The sequence below is a fragment of the Dyadobacter sp. SRI_021 genome (assembly GCF_057586235.1).
The window spans coordinates 304,677-329,772 of record NZ_JBYCZM010000006.1 but is presented as its reverse complement, the minus strand read 5'-3'; the positions used below and the strand labels follow the sequence as shown (position 1 = coordinate 329,772).

The window sequence follows — 25,096 nt, the reverse complement described above, 5'->3', positions numbered from 1 at the left end:
ATGATGAATATTAAAATTCTGCTCTATACTACGATGGGTGTCATACTTGGCTCCTGCACAGCAAAAACGGCCGACCAGGAACCTGCCGTCGGATCGCCGGCACAAGAAAATGTCGCAAAACTGACACCGGCACAGGTCCGCAATGCGGGAATCGCCATGGAATTTCCGAAAATGACGCAAATTTCATCCGTACTGCGTCTGAGTGGGAGAATCGACGTGCCGCCGCAAAATATGGTATCGGTCAGCGCACCGCTGGGCGGATATCTGAAATCAACTAACCTGTTACCTGGAATGCCCGTGCAAAAAGGACAGGTGCTGGCCGTGCTGGAAGACCAGCAGTACATTCAGCTGCAACAGGACTACCTGGCCGGCAGCGCCCGCATGAAATACCTGCAGAGCGAGTATGAGCGGCAAAAAGCCCTTAATACCTCCAAGTCGGTGAGCGATAAAACCTACCAGCAGGCGGAATCCGACTTCCGGGCCCAGGAGGTGACCATGAGTGCTTTGGCTGAAAAACTCCGGCTTGCGGGGATCAATCCGCACCGGATCAGCACCGACCGGATCTCGCGCAGTATCAATGTTTATTCACCGATCTCCGGTTATGTATCGCGGGTCAATGTCAACATCGGCAAATACCTGGCCCCCACCGAGGTACTTTTTGATCTGATCAATCCATCGGATATCCATTTGGCCCTGAAAGTATTTGAAAAAGACCTCGATAAGATCCGCAAGGGCCAGCAGGTACTTGCCTTTACCAATTCCAGGCCTGAGCGCAAGCTGGCTTGTGAAGTAATACTGGTCAGCAAAGACCTGTCGCTCGAGCGCACCGCCGAAGTCCATTGCCACTTTCAAAAATATGAGCCTGACCTTTTGCCGGGCACATTTATGAATGCCGAGCTCGCATTGGAATCCCGCAATGCAACCGTCCTGCCCGATGACGCCATCGTCAGTTTTGAAGGAAAAGAATACATATTTATCCCTGGGAAGGACGGATTTACCATGACCGCCGTTCACACGGGCCATATCGAAAACGGTGTAACCGAAATCCTGAGTCCCGGTAATCTCCGAAACACGCGTTGCGTCACGAAAGGCGCTTATTCGCTATTGATGTTTTTGAAAAACAAATCCGACGAGTAAAAGCCATTTCATCGCCGGCCGGGCTTTTGAACAATCAGGTACCTGTGTCAAAAGGCGCCCGTGCGCATACGGGAGGCTACACATGCGAGCGAAGCCTGGCTTCGTCCAGATCAAGCTCCCGTTCCATTTTTTTAATCGCCGACTCGGAAAAGGAACCTTCCCGATGAAGCCGCAGCAGCAAATCGCGCTTGAATTGTGTGACAATCAGCTGGGCATCCACGACCTGACGGAGCAGATCTGCCGTCCCCGGCGCGTCTTGCTGTACACCATACTTTTTATCTTTGATCCAGTTGCTTCTCAGCTCATACAACTTGCGCACCTGATCGGCCACATCCGGGTTCATTTTGCTTTCGGAGAAATGATCGTGGATAAAATCGAGCGAGCTGTTGGTCAGCAGGAGGCGCAGCCTGGTTTCCTCTTCCGCCTCTTCCCGCCCCGAGCCGCGGAGCCCCAACCTGCGTATCAGATACGGTAGCGATAGCCCCTGGCCGATCAATGTGACAAGGATTACTACAAAGGACACAAAAAGAATCAACTTCCGGTACGGAAAGTGCTTTCCGTTTTCCATCACCAATGGAATGGCCATGGCAGTGGCGAGTGATACCACGCCACGCATACCGGTCCACGACAGGACAATGGCCACCTTCCAGTCAAAACCGGATTCACGCTCCCTGTATTCGCCTGTCGACAGCATATCCGTAAAATACACCGTCGGCACAATGAACAGCAGCCTGACGAGAATCACTACCGCACTGACAATAAACCCATAACCGATCAAATCCGCAAAGCTGTATTCCACCGTATCATGTACAATGGTAGAGAGTTGAAACCCGATAAGCACAAAAACCGCTCCGTTCAGCAAAAACTCTATCATGTCCCAGACAGACGTTACGAGCGTGCGTCCCTGGTGCGAAAACATTTCCTGAGAAAGCCAGGAGGTCACAAGGCCTGTGCTGACTACGGCCAGAACCCCTGACACGCCGACGGCCTCCGCAACCGGATAGGAAATAAACGGCACGAGCAGCGACAGCGTCCCTTCTAACATGGCATTGCTTCGGACACGCTTCATAATGTAGGCGAAGCCATAACCCACCACAGTGCCTACCAGAATACCACCTGCGGCTACCACCAGAAACTGAACACCTGCCTTCCAGAGCACAAAGGTGCTGCTCATCACCGCCGCTATCGCGTACTTGTAGGCGATCAGGGCAGAGGCGTCATTGACCAGGCTCTCTCCTTCCAGGATTGTGATCACACGCCTATCCAGCCCGGTCCCTTTCATAATGCTTGTCGCAGACACCGCATCCGGTGGCGAAACAATAGCACCCAGCACAAATGCAACCGGCCAGCGCATACCCGGGATGAAATAGTGGGCGGCCACGGCCACTGCGCAGGTCGTCAGAAAGACTAAGCCAATGGAAAGCCTCGAAATAGGTCGTATCGCGGCCCGGAAAGCCGGCCACGACGTATTCCAGCCGGCCCGGAAAAGAAGCGGCGGTAGGAAAAGCAGGAACACTACTTCCGGATCGAGTTCGACGAGGGGAAGGCCGGGTATAAAACCGATGACCAATCCCACCAAAACGAGCAGGATCGGATATGGTATTCGTACTTTGTCGGACAGCACAGAAACGACAGCGAGCGTCGCCACAATGAAAATAAACGGTACCAGGTCAATCATAAAAAGCCTCTCACAGTCGGTTTACCGTGAAAGTTGCCAAATTATTTCCGATCGGCAAGCCTCCTTTTAACAATTGTCTTTGCCATTAGCCAATACCGGCTTTCACGAACGGAAACTCGATGGCGGCGATCCGTGATAGCGCTTGAATGCCGTCGAGAAATGTTGGGGATGTTCGTAACCCAGCATGTCTGAAATATGATCGATACTTTTTGAAGAATCCAGGAGGAGGTTCACCGCAAAATCCATTCTTAGCTTACGCAAATAGGCAAACACCGTCGTTCCGAACAGTTCCCTGAATCCCTTTTTGAGTTTAAATTCATTCAGCAAACACAGCCGGCTCAGTTGCGGCAAGCTCAAATCTTCCAGAAAGTGAACATCCAGGTACGCTTTCAACTCGTTTAACCGCCCGATTTCCCCAACAGTCAAACCCGGCGCACAGGACGTGCCGGCCTGCAACTGCCCCAGATGCAGAGCGACCAGTTCCAATACCTTCGATTGGAGCATCAGCCTTTGCATTGCCCCCGCTTGCCCGCATTGCTTGATGTCCCCGATCAGTTTTTGCATGTAGGGCGTCATACCCGCATTCAATTCCGCTCCCGCAAAGGGCCTGTCTTTCAACAGCGACTCCTGCGCACGCTCGCTCCACCGGTCCTCACAGCCGATCAGCTCCGAAAAGTATTTTTTCCTCAAACTAATGTGAAACATTTCCACCTGTTCGCCCGCCCTGACGGTGTTCCGAAAGCTGCCTTCGGGCGAAAAAATCAGGTTATGCTGGTGAGGCTTCATACCCACTTCCCGGGCTATTCCCGTGAACCGGGTATTCATATGGCCTGACATCTGAAAATTAATATTAACAGTGTCGGCGCGACTCTCTTCAACAATGCTTACATCCCGGCCAACCTGCCAATGTAGGTTCATTACATGGATATCCGGAAAAAGCCAGCTTCTGAATTTAAGATTCCCCTCTTTTGCATCATGCCCGGCACCGGCTTCCCTACCAGTCCTTACCCCCATTTGCGGACGGAGCAATTGCGGGTTGGGAAAGGAATCTGCATGGATGAAATCGGCTGATTGGATGAGGGCTGCGGCCATGGATCATGTACTATTTTAATGAACGACGTAAAATAGCGGCAAAACGAGAGACTGCCATATTTTGTCGACGGAAAGCAGATTCCGTAGACAAACGGCTTCACCGGCAACCGCCCGCTACTTGAAGTTCAAAACAACCTGCAAACCAGGAACAAACGCCGGAAACGGCGTTCCTGCCGCACCGGGTCCGATCCTGACCGACAGATCATCGGAAACATCAAATGTTTTGAGGTGGGCAGCCACGTTGGCTTCAATGATGGTAAGCACGTAAATGAGTCCGGAAGTGAGAATGGACACATTTCGGTACCTGCGCCACACGTCTTTGTTCCTCACGATCTGATCCTTCGTAAGCAGTTTCACGGTACTTTTTGTGTTGAGGAGGTTCCTCACCCGGACCGGCATTTCGGTATCCTCGGTGATACCGTGCACAGGCGTACCGGTACTCTGATCATAGAACAACCAATATGCTTTCAGGTAATCATGGTATTTAAGGGAATTCAAATGGACCGTAAAAATGCTTCCTCCAAGCGCTGCATATGCGATCGGAAGTTTCCAAAAATCCCCATTGTAACCTTGCCCCAAGCCGGGTGCAATGGCGAGGAGCGTCGCCTTTCGGGGACTACGTGGTTTTACATCGCGTGTACCCGGTTTACGGAGGGTGTCAGTGGTAGCCGAGTTTTTAGGATATGCAGGGTTGGCGGATATCGTCGGCGCCGTTGTCAATGTAAGGCAAAATGCGGCGATGCACGAAAATTTCAGAATGAGAGTCATGGCTTGCTAAATGGTTAATGGTAGCAAGCAAACACGCTGAACTCTCTTCCGCAACATAAAAAATGTTAATTGCTTCGCTCCTTCCGCTGAATATTCTTTTCAGCAACATCCTATATTTGCCTGCCTGGACCCTAACCTGTTGAAACGTTCCGTTTATGAAATTTAAATACTTGGCTGTCCTGCTTGCCGTAGTTTCGGCGCTGGTGGCGCAAAAGACAGCCGCCCAGAACAATCACAGTGAAATTACCCGGAAGCTGCCTGGGTACACCTCAGAAAAGCAGTTCGTTTTGACCGACTCCATCGTTTTACCATTTCAAACTTTCCATACGCAAGGACTGGTAAAGGCCGGCGGGTATTATTTCCTGACGGCCGTGGATGTGAAACGCTGGCCCGAAAAGTATCCCGGCCCGGTGGGTGGTTTCGACCGCGACAACGGTGAAGGCATCGGGCGGGTCTTCAAATTCGACGAAAGGGGAAAACTGGTCGCCCAGGTAACTATCGGCGAAAAGAGTATTTATCACCCCGGCGGCATCGACTTTGATGGCAAGTATATCTGGATACCGGTTTGCGAGTACCGTCCCCACGGTAACTCAACCGTTTACAGGATGGACCCGCTGACGATGGAAGCCGAAAAGATGTGGGATGTCCGTGACGCGCTGGGGGCGGTGGTATGCGTGGGAAATGAAGAGGTCATCGGCATGAACTGGGACTCCGAACTATTCTATAAATGGGCCCGCAAGGATGATACGCGCCAGGGCTGGGAGCTGATTTCGAGGGAACCCAATAACATGCTCACTTTCAAAATCCAGGACGCAAAATATGTGGGAGACACGATGATGCTCTGCTCCGGGCTCAACCGGTGGAAGCAAGGCGACCAAAACTTTGCCCTGGGAGGTATCCAGCTCATGCGGACAGACGGGTATCAGACCCTTTACCAACTGCCGTTAACGATCAAAACGCCGCGGGGCGCCAATATTTGTAACAATCCCTTCTTCCCGGAAATAAAAAACGGCAGACTCCGGCTCTCCTTCGCACCGGACGACGACCAAACGGTTATCTACATTTACGAAGCCCGCTAGAATCCGGGGTGGTGATCGCCGGCTCCCAACAACACCTGACTACACCTAACTATTAATGACTACACCTGACTATTAATGACTTCGTCGTCATTTGTAGTCAGGTATTATCAGGTGTAGTAAAGTGTTGTCAGGTACAGCCGGGTGGCTTTCGTCAAAAATTTTTATAATTTATTTGCGCAACTGATTGGTTTCACATAAATTTGCAACCAATCAGTTTCTCATTTAAACAATCAACAGCTATGAAACAGAAAATTTTGTCCGTCCTTTGCCTTCTCACTGGGCTCAGTTTCGTCAACGCAGGTCTGGATAAGTTCCTGCACTACATGCCTATGCCGGCCGATCTGCCGGAAAAAATGATCAAAACCGGAATGGCGTTTGCACAGATCGGCTGGCTGATGCCCCTGGTAGGTGCCGCGGAAATAGCCGGGGGCCTGTTGCTGACAATTCCCCGGACCCGGGCACTTGGGGCTATCGTCCTCGTACCTGTCATAGTGGGCGTTCTGCTGACCAACATGACCGCTGCTCCGTCGGGCCTTCCCTTTGTTTCGGTATTGATCGCCGTGATCGCCTGGGTGATCGCGGATAACTGGAGAAAGTATTTGCCGATCGTATCCAGATAATGGGGTTCCGGTGAAGTTATCTTGCACAAAAATATCTGTGATAATCCCATGAGAAGAGACATTTTCCAGGCTATCGCCGACCCGACCCGCAGGGCTATTATCGTGCTGATCGCCGTGCAGGCTATGACCCCCAACGCCATCGCGGAGCATTTCGATACCACACGCCAGGCCGTTTCGAAGCATTTGAAGGTCCTGACCGAGTGCGAACTGGTCCAGCCGCAGCAACAAGGCCGCGAAATCTATTACAAACTTCAGATCGATAAAATGAAAGAGATCGATCACTGGCTGGAACAGTTCCGAAAGATCTGGGAAAACCGGTTCGATCAGCTCGACGACCTTTTAGAAACACTTAAAAAACAACAGCAACAATGAAACACAACCTTCAATTCGACTTCGTAGCAGACAAAACAAAAAACACATTGACCATACGCCGTGAGTTCCGTGCCGGCCGCCAGCTGGTCTGGGATTGTCATACCAAAAAAGAACTGCTGGACCAGTGGTTTGCCCCTAAGCCGCTGACTACCAAAACCAAGTCCATGGACTTCCGCGAAGGCGGCCACTGGCATTATGCGATGGTGGAACCAAACGGCAACGAATACTGGGGCTGGACGGATTATATCAAAATCCAGCCGATCGATTTTTACACCTCGACCGACGCTTTTTCAAATGCGGAAGGTGAAATCAACGAATCGCTGCCCCGCGCCGAATGGGTGGTTACGTTCACCGACAAAGGCGAAAACGCCGTAGTCGAAACGGTAGTGACCTACAAATCCCTGGAAGACCTCGAAACGACCATGCAGATGGGTATGGAAGAAGGCATGCTTGCAACACTGGAAAAACTGGACGAGTTGCTGGACAAACTCACCGGAAGAGCATAGAAAGCAAGGCTTATTGGCTGGGCAGCATAACTGTCCAGCCAATAGTTTTGTATATTGAAACGCTAATTCAAAAACAGACGAAACACGATCGAAATGAGAAAATTGGTCCTATTTGCACACATGTCCCTTGATGGTTTTGCCGGCGACAAAAACGGTGGTCTTGGCTTTTTGTCTTACGACAAGGAGCTGCAACAATTCGCGGACGAGCTCGTCAAAACAGTGGGCGCACCCGTGTACGGCAAAAATACTTACCATTTAATGGAAGGCTACTGGCCGACCGTGCTGAACGACCCTAATGCGGACGGTCATGCGCTCGCGCACGCGAAATGGGTGCAGGAAATTCCCAAGATCGTTTTCTCAACGACATTACCAAGTGCCGACTGGAACAATACCACGCTGATCAAAGACAACGTCGAGGCAGAAGTGAACAAACTGAAACAGCAGCCGGGCAAAGACCTCGTCATATTCGGCAGCCCCGGCCTTGCCAAAAGTTTAGCGAAACTCGGACTGATCGACGAGTACCAGCTAACCCTGCATCCGGTGATATTGGGAGAAGGAATCAGCCTGTTCGACAGCGACGCCCCCATGAACAATCTGGTTCTGCAGGAATCGAAAACGCTCGGCTCGGGCGTCGTTACGCTACATTACACGAAGCGATAACAGGGTATCGGACCATCTCATCGCAAATGTGTTCGCAAGACAATTTCAACAGAATAAAATGTTGAAATTCTATAATTTAAATACTCCAATACTCATTTTCACCTCAATTTCATAGTTTTAATTCTGCATTTTTAGCAGATCAAGCAATATTATGAATGCATTAATGTATATATTTGGTTAACAACAACTGGTTTGCTGCTAACCCGCCATGAGAACCCTGCCTCCCTCTTTATCTGACGATCAGCTCGCGGCGCTGCTGAGAGAGGGTGAGGAGCGGGCGTTCGATGAAATCTACACGCGGTATTGGGATAAGCTCTATTATACCGCCCATCGGATGGTCAAATCAGCGGCGGTTGCCGAAGAGATCACGCAGGATACATTCATGCTCCTCTGGATCAAGCGGGAAGCACTTGAAATACAATCACTCGGGCCCTATCTGGCTGCTATGCTCCGCTATGAAGTGTACCGTTATCTGGCCAAATCCAAACAGGCCGAGGAAGTTGAACAATCGATCCGGTACGAGGCTGCGCCGTCGGTATCGATTGATCAGGAGATTGAAAACCGCCTGCTGCTCGAAATCATTACCAACCTCACCAACCGCCTGCCCGAAAAATGCAGGCTCGTTTTCCAGTACAACAAATTACACGACCGCTCGCTGCCCGACGTCTGCGAAGAATTGAACATCTCACACAAAACTGCGGAAGCGCACCTGACCAAGGCATTGAAGATCGTCCGGTCGAGCCTGAATCATGTAGTGGCTTTGCTGCTGTAATTTTTTTTCCATCCAACTAAGGGGTTTTCCCAACATCTCCCCTCTATGTGTTGCAAAGGGCCAATCCGCTTTGCAATGACACAGGAATACATCAGATTGCTTGCCAGGAAATTCTTCGAAGGAACCGCTTCGGAAGAAGAAAAACAGCTGTTGCACGATTGGTACGACCGGCTCGCTGACGACCAAAGCCCGGAAACCGTCACTACCACGACGGCCGAAGGCGCCTCCGAAGTTCGCGACCGGATGCACGCCAATCTGCGAAGCCGGCAGGAGCAATACAAGCCTGTGAAAAGGTTTGGATGGATTCAAAGGTTCGCGGCCTGGTCTTCGGCCGCTGCGGCGGTCGTTCTCGTTGGATTTTTGCTCTGGACTAACGGGCATAAGCCAACGGGGAGCAACGTCAGACTCGTGACCGCGCCGCTTGGTAAAACCGTCAGGGTAAATCTGCCCGACGGCTCGCATATCTGGCTCAATGCGGGTTCGATACTCAGCTATCCGGCGGCATTCAAGGGGAAAACGCGCGAAGTGGTACTGCGCGAAGGACAGGCATTCTTTGACATCGCCCACGATACCGCCAAGCCTTTTATCGTACACGCCAAAACGCTGGACATTACCGTGCTGGGGACTTCATTCGACGTAAAAGCCTACAAAAACGACCGGGATATCAAGGTAACGGTCAAGACGGGCAAGGTAGGCGTGCAGATGCGCGACAAACCGGGGCAACCTGCTCTCATGCTGCTACCCGCCGAGCAGGCCGTCGTACCCGAAAAAACGCAGAAAATACTGGTAAACGAGATCAGCAAACCGGCCATTGCCCCCTGGAAGGACAACCGACTGGTGTTCGAGGATGAACTCCTGGTGGAAGTGCTGCACGCATTGGAAAGAAAGTACAACCAGCATATCGTAATCGAAAAACCGGGACTCTCTACCGAAAAAATATCGCTCACCCTCGACGACCAGCCTATGAACGACGTGCTGAAAGTCCTGGGGTTCTCCAAGAATTTCAATTATTCACAACTAAACGACAGCACGATAGTAATCAGATAGGAAGAACAAAAAATAGGGCTGGCTTTCCAGGAAGGCTGGTCTGGTGAATACCGGGAACACTGCGAATGTCCCCGGTATCGGTTGTCCCCTGCCAGGCAATGCTTGGAACCATGAATGGCGGGCGGACGCGGTTTAACAGCTTAACTATTAAACATCAGACAAATATGGTGAATTATTACCATAAGGGGCTCCCCTTATTCAAAAAATGTATGCGCATTTCTACGCTAATACTGGGTATTAATGTCCTGACAACCGCCTTGCTCATGGCCGGGCCTACGGAGGCCCAGCACGTGAGCATGGATATGCGGCAAACCCGGGTAAAGACAGTCTTGAGACAGATCGAGCAGCAAACCGGTCTCACTTTTGCTTTCGACGAGAAGCTGGTGCGCAAAGCACCCGAAATCACCATCTACGCGCTGGGACAGCCGGTCCCGGCAATCCTGAAAATGATCGAGAAGCAGACGGACCTGGAATTCAGGCAGGTAGGCAATATGATCGGGATCACCGAAAGGCCGAAAACGGAGATCCTCCGCGAAATCGTACCGGTAACGCAAACGCTGGCCCGGCCGGTGAAAGGAAAGGTGACCGACGAAAAAGGTGAAGCATTGCCCTCCGTGGCGATCCGTGTGAAAGGCACCAATGAAGGTACCATGACCGACGTCGACGGAAATTACACCATCGACGTTGCCGGCGACGAATCCATTCTGATATTCAGCTTCATTGGTTTTGTGGCGCAAGAGGTGATGGTAGGCGCGCGTACCAGTGTGGATGTTGCCTTAAAACCTGACGTTTCGACATTGACCGAACTCGTCGTGACCGGTTATGGCGCACAGCGCAAGAAGGATTTGATCGGTGCGGTGTCCGTCGTGGATGTGGAGCAGCTGAAACAAACGCCTGACGGACAGGTTGCCAACCAGTTGCAAGGCCGCGCCTCGGGGGTTACGATCCTTAGCTCGGGGCAGCCGGGCGAAACGCCGCAGGTACGCATTCGCGGTTTGAATACATTCGGCGACAACTCGCCCCTGTACGTGGTCGACGGTGTGCCTACCACCTCCATTTCCGACCTGAACACGAACGACATCGCCTCCATGCAGGTGTTGAAAGATGCCGGTTCGGCGTCCATTTACGGTTCGAGGGCGGCCAACGGGGTAATTATCATTACAACCAAAAAAGGGAAGGATAAGGTTAAAATCAATTACAGCGCCTGGTTTGGCATTCAGACACCTCCGGGAGGCAATGTATGGAACACCCTGACGCCGCAGGAACAGGCCCAGCTCAAATTCCAGGTGCAGAAAAACTCGGGACTCACCGTGGGCGACGACCAGTACGGCTATGGAACCTCTCCCGTCCTGCCCGACTACATTCTCCCTGCCGGCGCCAAGGAAGGCGATCCGCGGACCAATCCGGAGTTGTACTACGTGAACCCGAATTACACTTCGGTAGACGATTTTAATACTTTTAACCAGATTGTAAAGGCCAACAAAAACGGTACCGATTGGTTTCACGAAATATTCAAACCCGCACCTTCCACGAGCCATAATATCTCGCTCAGCGGCGGCAGCGACCAGGGCAACTACCTCTTTTCATTGAATTATTTCAACCAGCAGGGCGCGTTGACCAACACTTACCTGAAACGCTACACGCTCCGGTCGAACAGCCAGTACAACATCGGCAAGCACGTCCGCATTGGTGAGAACCTGGCCTATTCGATTTCCGACAACCCCAAAACCAGCCTGTCGGACGGCGGCTCGGCCATTGCATTCTCTTTCCGCATGCAGCCGATCGTACCTGTGCACGACATCATGGGCAACTACGCAGGCAGCCGCGCCTCAGGCATGGGCGATGCTTTCAATCCCGTAGCCATGCGCGACCGTACCCGCTACGATAAAGGGCTTGACAACCGCCTGTTCGGTAATATTTTCGCTGAATTCGACCTTTTCAACTATTTCACGCTCCGCACCAGCTTCGGCGGAGAGAACTATTCGGGCAGATGGAGCTCGTTTTCTTTCCCTACCTACGAAAACAAGGAAAACAGCAATACCAACACCTATTCGGAAGGCTCCTACTCTGGTTTCAACTGGACGTGGACTAATTTGCTGACCTTTCACAAAACAATGGGCAAACACGACCTGACCGTCGCGGCAGGAACCGAAGCATATAGCGGCAAATATTACGAACTCGGCGGCAGCACGCAGGGATATTTCTCTTTTGACCCCGACTATATGAACCTGAACACCGGCTCCGGCACGCGCAGCAATTCGAGCAGCCGCTCCGCAGATGCGCTGTACTCGCTCATCGGTCGCCTGGATTACATTTACAACGACAAATTCCTCTTCGGCGCGATCCTTCGCCGCGACGGATCTTCCAAGTTCATCAACGAGCGGTACGGTTTCTTCCCGGCCGTAAGCGCGGGCTGGCGCATTTCCCGCGAGGATTTCATGCGCAACCTGACGTGGATAGACGATCTGAAAATCAGGGCCAACTACGGGATTATGGGTAACCAGATCAACGTAAAATCCGGCAATGCGTTCACCACTTACAGCTCCAATCGCCGCAGCTCTTACTACGACCTCGGCGGCACCAGCGGCTCCGGCGCATTGGAAGGTTTTGAAAAAAGCCAGATCGGCAACCCGAATGCGGTTTGGGAGAAGAATATCAGTACCAACATCGGTATTGACGCTACTTTCTTCAAAGGCAGACTGGACGTGATCGCGGACTATTATATAAAGGAAATCAAGGACCTGCTGTTCAACCCGGCATTAATCGGCACGGCCGGCGGTGGTACGGTGCCTTTTGTGAACATCGGGCAGATGAAAAACAAGGGAATCGACCTGCAAATCGACTCCAAATTCGACCTCGCAAGCGACCTGAAACTGAATGCGACACTGACTTTAACTACCTATAACAACAAAATCAAAAAAGTTACCAACAGCACCAATTATTTCGATGTCGATGGCCGCGGTTTCGACGGGGCCTCCATTGTCCGCAACCAGGTAGGGAATTCCATCGGCCAGTTCTTCGGCTACAAAGTGATCGGCTTCTGGAACTCGCAGGAAGAAATTGCTGCCGCCAATGCCGAAGCGGTGAAACAAACCGGCGACAAGAATGCAGTCTACCAGGACGGTGCCTCGGTGGGGCGGTTCCGGTATGAGAATATCAACGGCGATGGCCAGATCACTTCCGCCGACCGCCAGATGCTCGGCAATCCGAACCCCGATTTCAGTTATGGATTAAATATTGGCTTGACCTACAAAAGCTTCGATTTCAGTTTGTTCTTGTACGGCGTTCAGGGCAACCAGCTCTGGAACCAAACCCTCTGGTGGAGTGACTTCAACTCGTCACGCTCGGGAGCGAAAAGCAAAACCGCCTTGTACGATTCCTGGACGCCGGAGAACCACAATGCCAAAGCCCCGATCCAGGAGAATTCCAGCTCTTTCAGTACCATCAATGTGCCCAATTCCTATTTTATAGAAGACGGCTCTTACCTGCGTGCGAAGAACCTGCAAATCGGGTATACATTCCCTGCTCCGCTGATGAAGAAGATCCGCGCACAGCAGTTCCGCGTGTACCTGCAGGCGACCAACCTGTTCACCATCACCGGTTATTCAGGGCTCGATCCCGAAGTGAGCCGGAATGCGAGCGGCAACCCTACCGTATTCGGCATTGACGAGGGCTCCTACCCTTCTTCGCGGCAATACACCATTGGCCTGAACCTCACTTTTTAACCCATCTTCAAGCAACGCGATTATGAAGAAGTTCATGAAATATATAGCCGTTCTTTGCTGGATCGGCGGTTTTACAATGTTACAGGCCTGTCAGGACGATTTTCTGGACAAACCTGTTCAAGGCGCATTGGGCGATGATGTGCTCGCCAATGCAAAAGGCGTCGACGGCCTGCTCACCGGCGCCTATGCCGCACTCGACGGCCAGGGCGATTTCACCGGCGGCAGCGGCTGGGAATCACCGCCCGACAACTGGGTGTACGGCGCCATTCCCGGCGGCGATGCGCACAAAGGCAGCGACGGCGGCGACCAGACGCCCATCAGCGCTATTGCGACATTCAGTACCGGGGCCGACAATGGCTTTTTCAACAGCAAATGGAAGGCATTGTACGAAGGCGTTTCACGGTCCAACACCGTGCTGAAAGTGCTCGCGCTGGCTACCGACGTTTCGGCCGAGAATAAGGCGAATATCGAAGGACAGGCACGGTTCCTGCGGGCACACTACTATTTCGAATTGAAGAAAATGTGGAACATGGTGCCCTGGATCGATGAAACTACCACCGATTTTAACCAGCCCAACGATAAGGATATCTGGCCACTGATCGAAGCGGATTTCAAAGCGGCCTATGAGCAGCTGCCAGCCACGCAAACCCTGGTAGGAAGGGCTAACAAATGGGCCGCCGGGGCTTATTTGGGCAAAACCTATTTGTATCAGAAAAAATACGCTGACGCTGTAAAGGTTTTTACCGATGTGATCAACAATGGCGTCACGACCAACGGCTTGAAATATGGCCTCGTTTCTTTCAAGGACAATTTCGATGCAGCCACTAAAAACAATGCGGAATCGGTGTTCGCGATACAAATGGTGGCTAACGACGGGACGCTCGATATCACCAATGCCAATCAAGGCAGCATGCTCAACTTCCCCTACGGAACAGGCGCGCCGTTCAGCTGCTGCGGTTTCTTCCAGCCCACGCAAATGCTCGTCAATATGTACCGCACCGATGCCGGCGGACTGCCCTACCTGACTGATTTCAACAGTCACGCCGTCAAGAACGATATGGGCATTGCCTCCGCCACCGCATTCACGCCCGATGCCGGTAACCTCGATCCGCGCCTGGACTGGACCGTCGGCCGCCGCGGCATTCCGTACCATGACTGGGGCATTTATCCGGGCATAAACTGGGTGCGGGACCAGCCCTATGGCGGCCCCTATGCTCCAAAAAAGAACATTCACCGGCAGAAAACGCAGGACCTCTACGCCGACCTCAGCTCCTGGGCGCCCGGTAATGCGATCAACGTGTTGGTGATCCGCTTTGCCGATGTGTTGTTGCTGGCAGCGGAAGCGGAAGCCAATGGAGGAAGTCTCGCCAAAGCGGAGGAATATGTTAACAAAGTGAGAAGCCGCGCGGCGGACAAAACCGGCTGGCTGTACAAATACACCAACGATTCCAACCCGCTGGGCGGCTTTTCGGGTACCCCGGCCGCTAACTATGTGATCAAACCCTACCCCGCCGGCACATTGGCGGCCAAAGGGAAGGATGGCTTGCTTGAAGCGATCTACTACGAACGCGGCATCGAGCTGGCGATGGAAGGTCACCGCTTTTTCGACCTCGTGCGTTGGGGTAAGGCCAATACGGCCATTAACGCCTATTTCGGCTACGAATCCAAGATCACCACCGACCTCGCCGGCGGCAAATACCTGGACGGCAAGAACAACTACTTCCCGATCCCGCAATATCAAATCGATATGAGCGTCGTGAACGGCACGCCGTTGCTTAAACAAAATCCGGGATATAACTAAGAAGGACTGCTCCTAAGAAACGCCAAAATGCCGAACGGTAGCAGAATAGATCTGTCACCGTTCGGCATTTGATTTGATTCAAGAAAAAGACCGCTTCTGATTCAGGAATCCGGTTAGTCTGTTAATTGTAACCCTGGTTTTGGACCAGCTGCTTGTTCACGTCCATTTCCCGCTGCGGAATGGGCATAATCAGCTTGGGAGAATTATACGGCAAAGCCCCCACATTTCGCCGCGTGCGTCTGAGGTCGTGCAACGTATGGCCCTCGAATGCCAGTTCCAGATGCCGCTCTTTAAGCACAGACTCGATCGTTGCCGCGGTAGCCGCATTCAGGCCTGCACGGGCCCGGATCAGGTTCAAGTCCGCGAGTGGCGTGGCACCTGTCTGGCTGTTGAGGCGCAGGTTTGCCTCGGCGCGGGTCAGATACATTTCTGCTAATCGGAATTGCAGCACATTACCGAATTGATCCAGGTGTTTCTGGGTGAACGTGTTGTTGGTAGTTACAAAAAATGCACCCCGTTTGTCACCGGCTTCGTACAGGCCCCGGTGCTTCGCCAGTACGCGGATGTCACCGCGGCCCGCGGTTCCCACGATGTCCGAAACGGTCGTTCCAAAGAAAGTATTCATATCATTGGTACCGTCCTGCTGAGTCACGATCATCGAGAATATGTATTCCTTCGGATTGGCCCCGCTATTTTTTAGAAATGTAAAAAACAACGATTCGAATGCGGCATTAAGCGAGAATTTATCCGATGCAATTACCTCGTTGGCTTCATCACGTGCAGCGGCGTAGTTGCCCTGCATCAGGTACACGCGCGAGAGCTGTGCCGACGCCGCATATTTGGTTGCGTAAATGGTATTGCTTTCAGGCAACAGTGATTTGGCTTTGGTAAGGTCTTCCAATACCTGCGCATATACTTCCGCCACGGGGTTCCGGGGTATTTTGTCGGCATCGGTAAGGACACGCGTCGGCTTTAATACCAAAGGCACGCCGGGGTTGGAGGCATTATCGCCGTCCCCCCAGGTTTTGGCATACAATCTTACCAGGTCAAAATAAATCGACCCGCGGATAAACCGGGCTTCGCCCTCGACACGGGCGCGCTTGTCTTCATCGACGATATCGAGCGCCGAAAGTACATTGTTGCAGCGGTTGATCGCCACGTACGAGTCGCGCCAGGTGGCGGTAGCGGTCGCATTGTTGGTAGTCATCTCCTTGTTGTACATTTCGAGCAGGTTCTGAAACGTACCTCCGAAGCCCAGCTCATCGGCATTACCGAGCAATTCGGACGCATACTGAAACGCCCCGCCGTACACATCCTCATCCTGCAAACCGTCGTAACATCCGATGAGGGTCACCTCAACGTCGCGGGAAGTACTCAGGGCTACATTTTCGTCGATACTTTGGGTCGGCTGAACATCCAGCCTGTTGTCACAGCCCGCAGCCATCAACATCGCTGATAGCAGGACCGGTAGGATATATCTGTTCTTTTTCATGATGAGAATGCAATGTTAAAATCCGACATTGATGCCCACCAGCAATGTCCGCGGCTGGGGAGCTGTGTAAAAGTCATTGCCCAGCGCGAACTTGGTGTCCTTCTCGCTCAGGTCATCGGTGTTAACCTCTGGGTCCCAACCTTTGTAGTTAGTGAAAGTAGCGAGGTTGAGCGCCGAGACATACACGCGCACTTTTTCCATTTTAATGCGGCGCACCAGTGCGGTAGGCAGGTTGTAGCCCAATGTCATCGACCGCAACCGGAGATACGAGCCATTGAAAATGTATCGTGTAGATGCCTGATTGCCGTTACCCCGGTAGAAACGGGCCTCCGGAACATCGGTATCGGGGTTCTCGGGCGTCCAGGCATTCATCTGATCGGCCGTCTGGTTATCTTCGTAGATCCCGTTGGCCGACGAGTACTGCCCTACCCCGTAGAAGTTGATCTTATTGCCGGAAACGCCATTGAAAAACACACTCAAATCGATTCCCTTATAGGAAAACGTGTTGGTAATACCACCCACAAATTTGGGGTTCGGATTACCGGCCACTACCCGTTGCGCGCTGTTGTATCCGCTATTCGTAACCGTAGACCTGTCGACCGTCCCATCGGGGTTCGGCGTATTTTTATAGAATAATGCATTCCCGTTCGCGCGGTCCACACCGGCGTATTCGACGGTGTAAAACACGCCCACAGGCTGGCCTTCCATAACACGGCTCATGCTGCGGATACCGCCTTCGATCACCTGGCCCTGGATGTCCGTCACTTTATTCTTATTGTTCGCCACGTTCAGGGAGGTTGTCCAGCGGAACGCCCCTACGGTATTTTGGGTATTCAATACAAATTCAAACCCTTTGTTTTCCAGCCTGCCTACGTTGCGGTACTGAACCGAAAAACCCGAGGTTGCCGGCACATTCACTTCGAGCAACAGCCCGTTCGTTTTTTTGACATAATAATCGATCTCCCCGCTGATCCGGTTGTTGAACAAACCGAAATCGACGCCGAAATCCGCCTGGCGGGTAGTCTCCCATTTCAGGTCCGGATTGGCGATCTGCGACGGGCGCTGCCCGGCGGACCCTGCATAGCCGGCATCCCCGGAAAAAAGCCCCAATTGCGGAAAATCCCCGATCTCGGAGTTCCCCGTCAACCCGTAACTGCCGCGCAGCTTCAGGAAGCTGAGCAGATGGTTGTTTTTAAGAAAACTTTCCTCGGTAACCACCCAGCCCAATGAGGCCGATGGGAAAAAACCATAACGCGAATTGACCCCGAAACGCGACGAGCCATCGATACGCGCGCTCGCAGACAACAGGTATTTATCGGCAAACTTGTAGTTCATCCGCAGGAAATAGGACAAGAAACGGAAATTGGTTTCCGAAGTACTCCCGTCTGACTTGGTAGCCGCGCTGGCAATCTTTTTGTAGGAATCGGACGGGAATTGCGTTCCTTCCACGAAGCTCAATTTCCGCTGCGATTGCTGGTAAGACATCCCCAGCGTAGCCCCGATGCCGTGCAGGCCGAGCATTTTGTCATACGAGAAGAAGTTGTTGGTATTGTAATTCGTCACAAATGTGGCATAGTTGTTACCCAGCCCGCTGGTGGCCTCGCTCACATTCCGCACGTTCTGGCTTTGGTAATACCCTTCCTCATTCTGGTTCAAAAGGTCGATACCCAGTTCACTGCGGAATTTCAGTTCCGGCAGGATGTTGAACTGCGCATAAGCGTTGGTCAGGTTGCGGAACGAGGTCGCTTCGAATTTCGCGTAGTTGATCGAGATCATCGGGTTGAAGTAGAGCGGCACATTCAAATCGCCGGGAGGCGTTCCGGTGGGCAGGCCCGTTTTGGGGTCGGTGAAAGGCGTCAGCGGGGTCAACGCAGCCATTTGAAGCGGGTTCGAGAATGCATTATCACCCGGCAAACGCTGGTTAACCGTACGCGCCAGGCCCATCGACAATCCTACCTGCAACCATTTATAAGCCTGATGATCGAGGTTCATGCGCCCGGAAATACGCTGGAGCTCGTTTCCCACCAAGGTACCCGTCTGATCCAGGTACTGCCCCGAAAGAAAGAACTTCGTTTTCTCGCTTCCACCGTTGACTTGCAAATCGAGCTGCTGCATCGGGCCTTTCTGAAACGCCTGATCCTGCCAGGAGTAATTCTGCTGCTGAGGTGTATTGTAAGTGCCCAGGCTGTAATATTCGAGGAAACCGCCCGCCCCGAGCATGTATTGCGTATAAGAATCGGGATCCTGGGTGTCGGTACCGTCTATACGATCTCGGTTGTTGGCTGCCATTGTATAGAACTTCACGTACTCATCCGCATTGAGGAATTTCACGCGACGTGTCGCTTCCGAGGAACCCAGCTGGTAGTTCACGCTCACGTTGGTCTTCCCGGCCTTTCCGCGCTTGGTCGTTATCAGCACGACGCCATTGGCCGCGCGGGAGCCGTAAATAGCCCCTGCCGAGGCGTCTTTCAGGATTTCAATGGATTCGATGTCGTTGGAGTTGATGTCCGACAGTGGGTTGGTGGCGCCGCCATTGTTGCTCAGATCGGCCGTGGTAACAGGCATTCCGTCGACCACATACAAAGGCTGGCTGCTCGCGCTAATGGAAGAATTGCCCCGCACGCGCACGTTAATCGCCTGCCCGAGCTTGCCCGTACCGCTGTTGACATACACCCCGGCTGCCCTCCCCTGAATGGCCGCATCGACGCTCGTGACGGGCATATTCTGGATTTCGGTGCCTTTCACCTGGGCGATATTGCCGGTAACGTCCCGTTTAATCTGCGAACCGTAGCCGGTTACGACCACTTCGCTGAGGCTTCGGACATCGCTTGATAGTTTAACATCGATGGTACTCTGATTCGCCACGGCAATTTCCTGGGCCACCATTCCCACAAAACTGAATACCAGCACAGAGTTGGACGACGGTACGTCGATTGCGTAAACGCCTTCCGCGTCAGTTTGGGTACCGATGTTGGTGCCTTTAAGTTGCACCGAAGCTCCGGGCAAGGGTGAGGCGTCATCACTGGTGGTCACCTTCCCGGTAATCCTGACGCCCTGCGCTGCCGCAGGCAGCCAGCAAACCAGCCATGCCAGAAGCATAAGCGGAAAAATTCTTCTCATAACAAGTTAGGTTTGGTTAATATTGGTTACTACAAACAAATATATTGCCGTAGACGAAATAACCAAATTTTGTTATGGTATTATCGAAATTTGCCCTGGTTTATTTTGTTATTATGCTCATAAAAAATATAATATTTTGAGGCGAGTTATATTTCAAAAATTCGGTCCAGCTCCATCACATGTACTCCGTTCGCACAAACCTTCGGCACTTTCGCGAGCTTTTCTGCCAGTATTTCCGTAGGCATGGGACGGAACTTTCGAACAATCCCGAGCCTGTTCAGGAAGCCTATCACGGAAGCGCTGATCTTTTCGCCCAGGCGGTCGGTGTCTTTGCGGAGCAGCAGGCCGGGCTTGAAAATAATCAGCTTTTCGAATCCCAGCCCTTTCATCTTTTCTTCCAGCTCCCCTTTCATTTTGGAATAAAACACCTTGCTTTTCGGAGTAGCGCCGTACGAGGACAGCAATACCATCTGGGCGACGCCATTCCGCCTGGCAATCCGGGCAAATTCGAGTGGGATCTCATAGTCAATATGCCATTGCTTTTCCTTCGAACCGGCTGTTTTTAATGTGGTTCCCAGGCACGAGAACCAGACGTCCCCTTTGATATGCTCCTGTATGGACTCCATTTTGTTGAAATCGGTGAGGATTTCGGTCAATTTAGGGTGATGAATGCCTGTCGATCGACGCACAAATGCTAACACGCCGGTATAATCCGGATCCCGCAGCAAGGTGTTCACCAGGTCTTTACCCGTGGCGCCGGTAGCGCCGATAATCAAAGCTCTCATAGCGATTGGTTGTTTGCCCGGGTAAATTTAATGATTAATCAATGCGGCAGCGAGTTGCGGAAGCGGCCGTACACCCAGGTACCGGCCACAGCGCTGGCCAGCACCACGGCCACCACGGTCGCGCCGGTCCCGATCTGGGCGAACAACGGTCCGGGGCAAGCCCCGGTAAGCGCCCAACCGAGGCCGAACAGGAGCCCGCCGTATATCTGCCCCTTGTTGAATTTCTTCGGCGTGAAGGTGATCGGTTCGCCGTACATGGTTTTAATCCCGAACCGCCTGATGAACCAAACCGAGATGATACCGGTCACTACTGCCGAGCCGATGATGCCGTACATATGAAACGATTGCAGGCGGAACATCTCCTGGATACGAAACCAGCTGATCACTTCGGCCTTCACGAAGCCGACACCGAACAGCACACCTACGACCAGGTATTTGAAATTGTGGTACCATTTATGCTGCAAATGCGACTCGTTGATGCAGATCGTGTCCTGCGCCCGGGCTTCGAACCCGGCGGTATCCTCAATGAAGGAAGATTGCATGGATTAGTTGTTTAAAATAACGGGTAAGATAAAATTGGCCATCATGAAGCCGCCGGCCATGAAGCAGATTGTCGCCACCAGCGACGGCCATTGCAGGGTACTTAGTCCCATGATCGAGTGTCCGCTCGTGCACCCCCCCGCATAACGCGAGCCGAATCCGACGAAAAAGCCTCCGCCCACCATCATAATCAACCCGCGGGCCGTGAACAGGCTGTCCCAGGAATAAAGCTGCACGGGCACCATCCCCGAAAAATCGTTGACTCCATAGGTCGCGAGTTCTTGCGCCAGCCGCGGATCGACCTGGATCGCCGCAGGATTTGCTAAAAAATAGGCCGCCAGTGCCCCACCTAAAACGATACCCGCCACAAAAAACAGGTTCCAGACCTCCCTTTTGTAATCATATTGAAAGAATGGCACTTTTGCCGGGAAGCAGCTCGCGCAGATGTGCCGCAAATTGGCCGAAATCCCAAAATGTTTATTTCCTAAAATCAGCAGGGCGGGTACTGTGAGGCCAATCAGCGGACCGGCCACATACCAGGGCCACGGTTGTTTGATCACTTCCAGCATCTTTATTTCGTCCCTCCGTTTGGTGAATGCAATACCTCGCCGCTCTCAGCCGCCTGCTTCGTTGGGCATACGTAGTCCGTGACTTTCACAAGCCCCGACTCACGGATCGCCTTAAAGCCTCCCGCCACGTCGATCAGATTATGGTAACCGCGCGCCCGGAGAATCGAGTTGAAGATCATCGACCGGTAACCTCCAGCGCAGTGCACGAGGTAGGTTTTGTTACTATCAATATCTTCCAAATGCTCGTTCAGGTAATCTAACGGCAGGTTTTCCGCTCCTTCCACGTGCTCTGCCAGGTATTCGCTCCGCTTCCTCACATCCAGGATCTGCCAGTCGGGATTGGCGTTCAGCAGGGCTGGCAATTCGCTAGCCTCCACCGAAGGAATGCTGTCTGTTTCTTTTCCGGCCTCTTCCCATGCCTGAAAACCGCCTGCTAAATGTCCGATGGCGTTGTCATAACCAACCCGCGCCAATCGCGTCACAACTTCTTCCTCCCTACCAGGCTCGGTCACCAGCAGGATCGGCTGGCGGATGTCTTCAATGAGAGCACCTACCCAGGGAGCGAAACTGCCATCAATGCCGATATTGATCGAATTGGGAATGAAGCCTTTCGCGAACACCTGCGCCGCGCGGGTATCCAATACGAGCGCGCCTGTCTCGTTGGCAGCCTCCTCGAATGCATCGGCCGTAAGGGCTTGCATTCCCCGGTTCAGCACCTCGTCGATGCTTTCGTACCCCTGGATATTCATCATCACATTTGCAGGGAAATAGGCAGGCGGCGGCGTAAGGCCATCGGTTACCTTTTGGATGAACGTCTGCTTGTCCATAGGTTGCAAAGCGTAGTTCGTGGCTTTTTGGTGCCCCAAGCTATCCGTGGTTTCCTTGCTCATATTCTTGCCGCAAGCCGAACCTGCCCCGTGCGCCGGATACACAACAATATCGTCGGCCAGCGGCAGGATTTTGTCATGAAGTGAATCGTAAAGCATGCCCGCGAGCTTATCCTGGGTAAGGTCCCGGACGACCTTCTGCGCAAGGTCCGGCCGGCCGACATCGCCGATAAACAGCGTATCACCGGTAAAGAGTCCGACCTGACGGCCGTTCTCGTCGGATACCAGGTAACAGGTACTTTCCAGCGTGTGCCCCGGGGTATGGATGATTTCAATGGAAATCTTGCCCAGTCTGAGCACTTCACGGTCCGCGGCAATATGCGCCTTGAAACCGGGGTTGGCCGTGGGGCCATACACGATCGTTGCGCCCGTTTTTTCGGCAAGGTCCAGATGCCCACTCACGAAGTCGGCATGAAAATGGGTTTCCAACACATACTTTATTTTTGCGCCATTCTTTTCCGCACGGGCCAGATAGGGGCCTGTTTCCCGGAGTGGGTCGATGACAGCCGCCTCGCCTTCGCTTTCAATATAATAGGCGCCCTGTGCCAGGCAACCTGTATAGATTTGTTCGAGTTTCATTGTTCTGTGAACTGTTTTGAGTGATAGGTGGGGGAACCATGTGACAAAGGTCGCAAGGCAGCCGGCCATTGTCTGTGACCTTTGTCACACAGGTCTGTTTCTTATTGGAGGATGAATTCTTTGAAGAGGATGAAGCATCCCATGGCGAGCACAAACCAGCCGAAGCTCTTTTTCAACTGGCTGCTATCCAGCTTCCGGGCAAGCAGACCGCCAATGAAGATGCCGGCCATGGCGACGAGCGTCACCGTCAGCAGAAAGTACCAGTCGATGGCAAAATGGCCCAAATCCCCGGCAAACCCTACCAGCGAATTCAGCGCGATAATCAGTAGGGAAGTCCCCACAGCCTCCCGCATGGGCATCCCCAGTACCAATACCAATGTGGGAATCAGTAAAAAGCCCCCGCCTGCGCCGAGCAGCCCCGTCGTAAGACCAATCCCGACCGCGCTGAGGCCCAGCTTTACAATGTTACGCCCCAGGTCGCATTCCAGGCAACCGGGCTGATTTTGCCTGCCTTTGATCATCCCGATCGCCGCCGCGAGCATTAATATGGCGAACAGGGCCATCGTCAGGACTGGCTCCGTTACCTGGAAATGACCGATATGGAAGAGGTTTTCAGGAATTAAGGGCACCAGGAGCTTCCGCGTCAGATAGACGGTAATCATGGAGCTCAGTCCGAAGAACAATGCCGTTTTAACGTTGACAAGCCCGCGCCGGTAATTACCGTAGGCACCCACGAGGCTGGTCGAGCCGACAATAAATAATGAATAGGAAGTGGATACGACCGGGCTGATCCCGAAAATATATACCAGAACCGGCACAGTCAGGATCGACCCTCCCCCGCCGACGAGCCCCAAAGAGATGCCGATCAACACCGACGCGATATAACCAATGGTTTCCATACTGCTTTGCGCTAATTAAGTACAAAATTGCAATGCGAAAACCGGCGGGTTTGTGACAAATGTTACATAGCCGGAAATGTCCTTTAAAAAAGGATAGTAATTGTGTTCCGGCCCAGTCGCACCATGCCCCGCTGTTCCATTTTTTTAAGCAATCTTGAAATCACTTCCCTTGAAGAATTCATATCGGTGGCGATTTGCTGGTGGGTCAGCGCCAGCTCATCGCTGTGCGAAAGCTTGCGCTGATTCTTAAGGTAAAATTCGATGCGTTCGTCCATGCTCTTGAACGCAATGCTATCCACCACTTCCAGCAACTCCTCGAACCTGGAACGATAGGTTTCCAGCACGAAATAGTACCAAGTTTTATAACTGGTCATCAACTCATCCATCAATGCGATCGGAACGAGTAACGCTTTGGAAGGCTCAATGGCTTTGGCGGAAATCTGGCTCTGTTCTTTCCGCGTGGCGCAAATCATCGACAGCGCGCACGCATCACCTGGACCGAGCTGGTACATAAAAAACTCGTTACCATCCTGATCTTCCCGGTATATTTTCACCCCGCCTTCAACGATCAGCATGGTCGATTTGAAGTATTGCCCCGGACGCATCAGCTGTTGATCCGCTTCGAAATCGCGGATCACGCAATGTCCTGCGAGTTTGCGGATTAACTCCGGTTCAAACTGCCCGAAATGTGATTCCAGCAGTTGCTGAACCCCGGAATGCTGTGTGGTAATGCTCATTAGTTGTTGATTTGAAAAAAGCTAAGTTAAGCATTTACGAACTTCTTCTTTGTGACATTGGTCACACACGGCCTCTGGTAACCCCGTATTACTGCCTGTCCGGCCCGCGCAACGCATGCGCACAGACATGACCAAAGTCAGTCTTTGAAGCACTATTGATCATCCTTAACCACTTGGGTCGTCCATAACTTGCATTCGATTTCAGTAATCAACAGAAACAAAACAGGTAGG

Annotated in this window: 21 protein-coding genes; 10 read left to right on the top strand and 11 right to left on the bottom strand. The window is 52.5% G+C overall.

Translation table 11 applies throughout. The features are described 5' to 3' along the window. Entirely contained in the window at positions 1 to 1,137 is a 1,137-nt protein-coding gene (locus AC2YIT_RS20300) for an efflux RND transporter periplasmic adaptor subunit (protein ID WP_487280380.1), read from the top strand. A gap of 76 nt (positions 1,138 to 1,213) precedes the next feature. On the opposite strand, the gene AC2YIT_RS20295 is transcribed toward AC2YIT_RS20300, so the two are convergent. The 3 genes from AC2YIT_RS20295 to AC2YIT_RS20285 all read right to left on the bottom strand — a co-directional run bounded on the left by AC2YIT_RS20295 (position 1,214) and on the right by AC2YIT_RS20285 (position 4,675). Beyond that, on the bottom strand, positions 1,214 to 2,815 hold the full coding sequence (locus AC2YIT_RS20295) for a Na+/H+ antiporter (RefSeq protein ID WP_430849393.1): 1,602 nt from the start codon (positions 2,813 to 2,815) through the stop codon (positions 1,214 to 1,216). Positions 2,816 to 2,917: 102 nt separating this feature from the next. Beyond that, positions 2,918 to 3,907 (bottom strand): AraC family transcriptional regulator, encoded by a 990-nt coding sequence (locus tag AC2YIT_RS20290; RefSeq protein WP_430849395.1) that lies wholly within the window; start codon positions 3,905 to 3,907, stop codon positions 2,918 to 2,920. A gap of 114 nt (positions 3,908 to 4,021) precedes the next feature. Continuing rightward, a complete protein-coding gene (locus tag AC2YIT_RS20285; RefSeq protein WP_430849397.1) occupies positions 4,022 to 4,675 on the bottom strand; it encodes a DUF5683 domain-containing protein in 654 nt (217 codons plus the stop codon). 155 nt (positions 4,676 to 4,830) lie between these two features. Here AC2YIT_RS20285 and AC2YIT_RS20280 point away from each other — a divergent pair, with 155 nt between their 5' ends. The 9 genes from AC2YIT_RS20280 (at position 4,831) to AC2YIT_RS20240 (ending at position 15,257) form a co-directional block, all read left to right on the top strand. Continuing rightward, positions 4,831 to 5,754: a DUF6454 family protein gene (locus tag AC2YIT_RS20280; protein ID WP_487280379.1), complete on the top strand. Its 924-nt coding sequence runs from the start codon at positions 4,831 to 4,833 to the stop codon at positions 5,752 to 5,754. A gap of 239 nt (positions 5,755 to 5,993) precedes the next feature. Next, the gene (locus AC2YIT_RS20275) at positions 5,994 to 6,374 is read left to right on the top strand and encodes a DoxX family membrane protein (protein ID WP_487280378.1); all 381 of its coding nucleotides are present in this window, start codon (positions 5,994 to 5,996) and stop codon (positions 6,372 to 6,374) included. 48 nt (positions 6,375 to 6,422) lie between these two features. Further along, the gene (locus tag AC2YIT_RS20270; RefSeq protein ID WP_430849403.1) at positions 6,423 to 6,746 is read left to right on the top strand and encodes an ArsR/SmtB family transcription factor; all 324 of its coding nucleotides are present in this window, start codon (positions 6,423 to 6,425) and stop codon (positions 6,744 to 6,746) included. Further along, positions 6,743 to 7,252 (top strand): SRPBCC family protein, encoded by a 510-nt coding sequence (locus AC2YIT_RS20265; protein WP_430849405.1) that lies wholly within the window; start codon positions 6,743 to 6,745, stop codon positions 7,250 to 7,252. The genes AC2YIT_RS20270 and AC2YIT_RS20265 overlap by 4 nt, the downstream gene beginning before the upstream one ends. Positions 7,253 to 7,345: 93 nt before the next feature. Continuing rightward, positions 7,346 to 7,912, top strand: coding sequence for a dihydrofolate reductase family protein (locus AC2YIT_RS20260; protein ID WP_430849407.1), 567 nt, complete (start codon positions 7,346 to 7,348; stop codon positions 7,910 to 7,912). 208 nt (positions 7,913 to 8,120) lie between these two features. Beyond that, positions 8,121 to 8,684: an RNA polymerase sigma factor gene (locus AC2YIT_RS20255; protein ID WP_430849409.1), complete on the top strand. Its 564-nt coding sequence runs from the start codon at positions 8,121 to 8,123 to the stop codon at positions 8,682 to 8,684. Between the two features lie 75 nt (positions 8,685 to 8,759). Further along, positions 8,760 to 9,731 carry a FecR family protein gene (locus AC2YIT_RS20250; RefSeq protein WP_487280377.1) on the top strand — a complete coding sequence of 324 codons (972 nt, stop codon included), beginning with the start codon at positions 8,760 to 8,762 and terminating at the stop codon, positions 9,729 to 9,731. 569 nt (positions 9,732 to 10,300) lie between these two features. Beyond that, positions 10,301 to 13,456: a SusC/RagA family TonB-linked outer membrane protein gene (locus tag AC2YIT_RS20245; protein WP_487280540.1), complete on the top strand. Its 3,156-nt coding sequence runs from the start codon at positions 10,301 to 10,303 to the stop codon at positions 13,454 to 13,456. Between the two features lie 22 nt (positions 13,457 to 13,478). Then, the gene (locus tag AC2YIT_RS20240) at positions 13,479 to 15,257 is read left to right on the top strand and encodes a RagB/SusD family nutrient uptake outer membrane protein (protein ID WP_487280376.1); all 1,779 of its coding nucleotides are present in this window, start codon (positions 13,479 to 13,481) and stop codon (positions 15,255 to 15,257) included. A gap of 121 nt (positions 15,258 to 15,378) precedes the next feature. Here the strand turns inward: AC2YIT_RS20240 and AC2YIT_RS20235 are convergent, their stop codons facing one another. The 8 genes from AC2YIT_RS20235 to AC2YIT_RS20200 all read right to left on the bottom strand — a co-directional run bounded on the left by AC2YIT_RS20235 (position 15,379) and on the right by AC2YIT_RS20200 (position 24,865). Then, positions 15,379 to 16,749: a RagB/SusD family nutrient uptake outer membrane protein gene (locus AC2YIT_RS20235; protein WP_487280375.1), complete on the bottom strand. Its 1,371-nt coding sequence runs from the start codon at positions 16,747 to 16,749 to the stop codon at positions 15,379 to 15,381. Between the two features lie 15 nt (positions 16,750 to 16,764). Next, positions 16,765 to 19,869 (bottom strand): SusC/RagA family TonB-linked outer membrane protein, encoded by a 3,105-nt coding sequence (locus AC2YIT_RS20230; protein ID WP_487280374.1) that lies wholly within the window; start codon positions 19,867 to 19,869, stop codon positions 16,765 to 16,767. A 146-nt stretch (positions 19,870 to 20,015) separates the two neighbouring features. Beyond that, positions 20,016 to 20,654, bottom strand: coding sequence for an NAD(P)H-binding protein (locus AC2YIT_RS20225; RefSeq protein ID WP_430849420.1), 639 nt, complete (start codon positions 20,652 to 20,654; stop codon positions 20,016 to 20,018). A gap of 38 nt (positions 20,655 to 20,692) precedes the next feature. Then, the gene (locus tag AC2YIT_RS20220; protein ID WP_487280373.1) at positions 20,693 to 21,196 is read right to left on the bottom strand and encodes a DUF6691 family protein; all 504 of its coding nucleotides are present in this window, start codon (positions 21,194 to 21,196) and stop codon (positions 20,693 to 20,695) included. A gap of 3 nt (positions 21,197 to 21,199) precedes the next feature. Continuing rightward, positions 21,200 to 21,763, bottom strand: coding sequence for a YeeE/YedE family protein (locus AC2YIT_RS20215; RefSeq protein WP_487280372.1), 564 nt, complete (start codon positions 21,761 to 21,763; stop codon positions 21,200 to 21,202). Positions 21,764 to 21,765: 2 nt separating this feature from the next. Further along, positions 21,766 to 23,229, bottom strand: a complete 1,464-nt coding sequence (locus tag AC2YIT_RS20210; protein ID WP_487280371.1) for an MBL fold metallo-hydrolase — start codon at positions 23,227 to 23,229, stop codon at positions 21,766 to 21,768. Between the two features lie 101 nt (positions 23,230 to 23,330). Further along, positions 23,331 to 24,128, bottom strand: coding sequence for a sulfite exporter TauE/SafE family protein (locus AC2YIT_RS20205; RefSeq protein ID WP_487280370.1), 798 nt, complete (start codon positions 24,126 to 24,128; stop codon positions 23,331 to 23,333). 83 nt (positions 24,129 to 24,211) lie between these two features. Beyond that, on the bottom strand, positions 24,212 to 24,865 hold the full coding sequence (locus AC2YIT_RS20200; protein ID WP_487280369.1) for a Crp/Fnr family transcriptional regulator: 654 nt from the start codon (positions 24,863 to 24,865) through the stop codon (positions 24,212 to 24,214). Positions 24,866 to 25,096 lie beyond the last annotated feature (231 nt).

Excerpts from the sequence above, each read along its gene's own strand:
- AC2YIT_RS20265 (WP_430849405.1), top strand. The coding sequence starts at position 6,743 with ATGAAACACAACCTTCAATTCGACTTCGTAGCAGACAAAACAAAAAAC.
- AC2YIT_RS20255 (WP_430849409.1), top strand. The coding sequence starts at position 8,121 with ATGAGAACCCTGCCTCCCTCTTTATCTGACGATCAGCTCGCGGCGCTG.
- AC2YIT_RS20225 (WP_430849420.1), bottom strand. The coding sequence starts at position 20,654 with ATGAGAGCTTTGATTATCGGCGCTACCGGCGCCACGGGTAAAGACCTG.
- AC2YIT_RS20200 (WP_487280369.1), bottom strand. The coding sequence starts at position 24,865 with ATGAGCATTACCACACAGCATTCCGGGGTTCAGCAACTGCTGGAATCA.
- AC2YIT_RS20210 (WP_487280371.1), bottom strand. The coding sequence starts at position 23,229 with ATGAAACTCGAACAAATCTATACAGGTTGCCTGGCACAGGGCGCCTAT.
- AC2YIT_RS20205 (WP_487280370.1), bottom strand. The coding sequence starts at position 24,128 with ATGGAAACCATTGGTTATATCGCGTCGGTGTTGATCGGCATCTCTTTG.
- AC2YIT_RS20220 (WP_487280373.1), bottom strand. The coding sequence starts at position 21,196 with ATGCAATCTTCCTTCATTGAGGATACCGCCGGGTTCGAAGCCCGGGCG.
- AC2YIT_RS20270 (WP_430849403.1), top strand. The coding sequence starts at position 6,423 with ATGAGAAGAGACATTTTCCAGGCTATCGCCGACCCGACCCGCAGGGCT.
- AC2YIT_RS20295 (WP_430849393.1), bottom strand. The coding sequence starts at position 2,815 with ATGATTGACCTGGTACCGTTTATTTTCATTGTGGCGACGCTCGCTGTC.
- AC2YIT_RS20300 (WP_487280380.1), top strand. The coding sequence starts at position 1 with ATGATGAATATTAAAATTCTGCTCTATACTACGATGGGTGTCATACTT.
- AC2YIT_RS20250 (WP_487280377.1), top strand. The coding sequence starts at position 8,760 with ATGACACAGGAATACATCAGATTGCTTGCCAGGAAATTCTTCGAAGGA.
- AC2YIT_RS20260 (WP_430849407.1), top strand. The coding sequence starts at position 7,346 with ATGAGAAAATTGGTCCTATTTGCACACATGTCCCTTGATGGTTTTGCC.
- AC2YIT_RS20285 (WP_430849397.1), bottom strand. The coding sequence starts at position 4,675 with ATGACTCTCATTCTGAAATTTTCGTGCATCGCCGCATTTTGCCTTACA.
- AC2YIT_RS20235 (WP_487280375.1), bottom strand. The coding sequence starts at position 16,749 with ATGAAAAAGAACAGATATATCCTACCGGTCCTGCTATCAGCGATGTTG.
- AC2YIT_RS20280 (WP_487280379.1), top strand. The coding sequence starts at position 4,831 with ATGAAATTTAAATACTTGGCTGTCCTGCTTGCCGTAGTTTCGGCGCTG.
- AC2YIT_RS20240 (WP_487280376.1), top strand. The coding sequence starts at position 13,479 with ATGAAGAAGTTCATGAAATATATAGCCGTTCTTTGCTGGATCGGCGGT.
- AC2YIT_RS20230 (WP_487280374.1), bottom strand. The coding sequence starts at position 19,869 with ATGAGAAGAATTTTTCCGCTTATGCTTCTGGCATGGCTGGTTTGCTGG.
- AC2YIT_RS20215 (WP_487280372.1), bottom strand. The coding sequence starts at position 21,763 with ATGCTGGAAGTGATCAAACAACCGTGGCCCTGGTATGTGGCCGGTCCG.
- AC2YIT_RS20290 (WP_430849395.1), bottom strand. The coding sequence starts at position 3,907 with ATGGCCGCAGCCCTCATCCAATCAGCCGATTTCATCCATGCAGATTCC.
- AC2YIT_RS20275 (WP_487280378.1), top strand. The coding sequence starts at position 5,994 with ATGAAACAGAAAATTTTGTCCGTCCTTTGCCTTCTCACTGGGCTCAGT.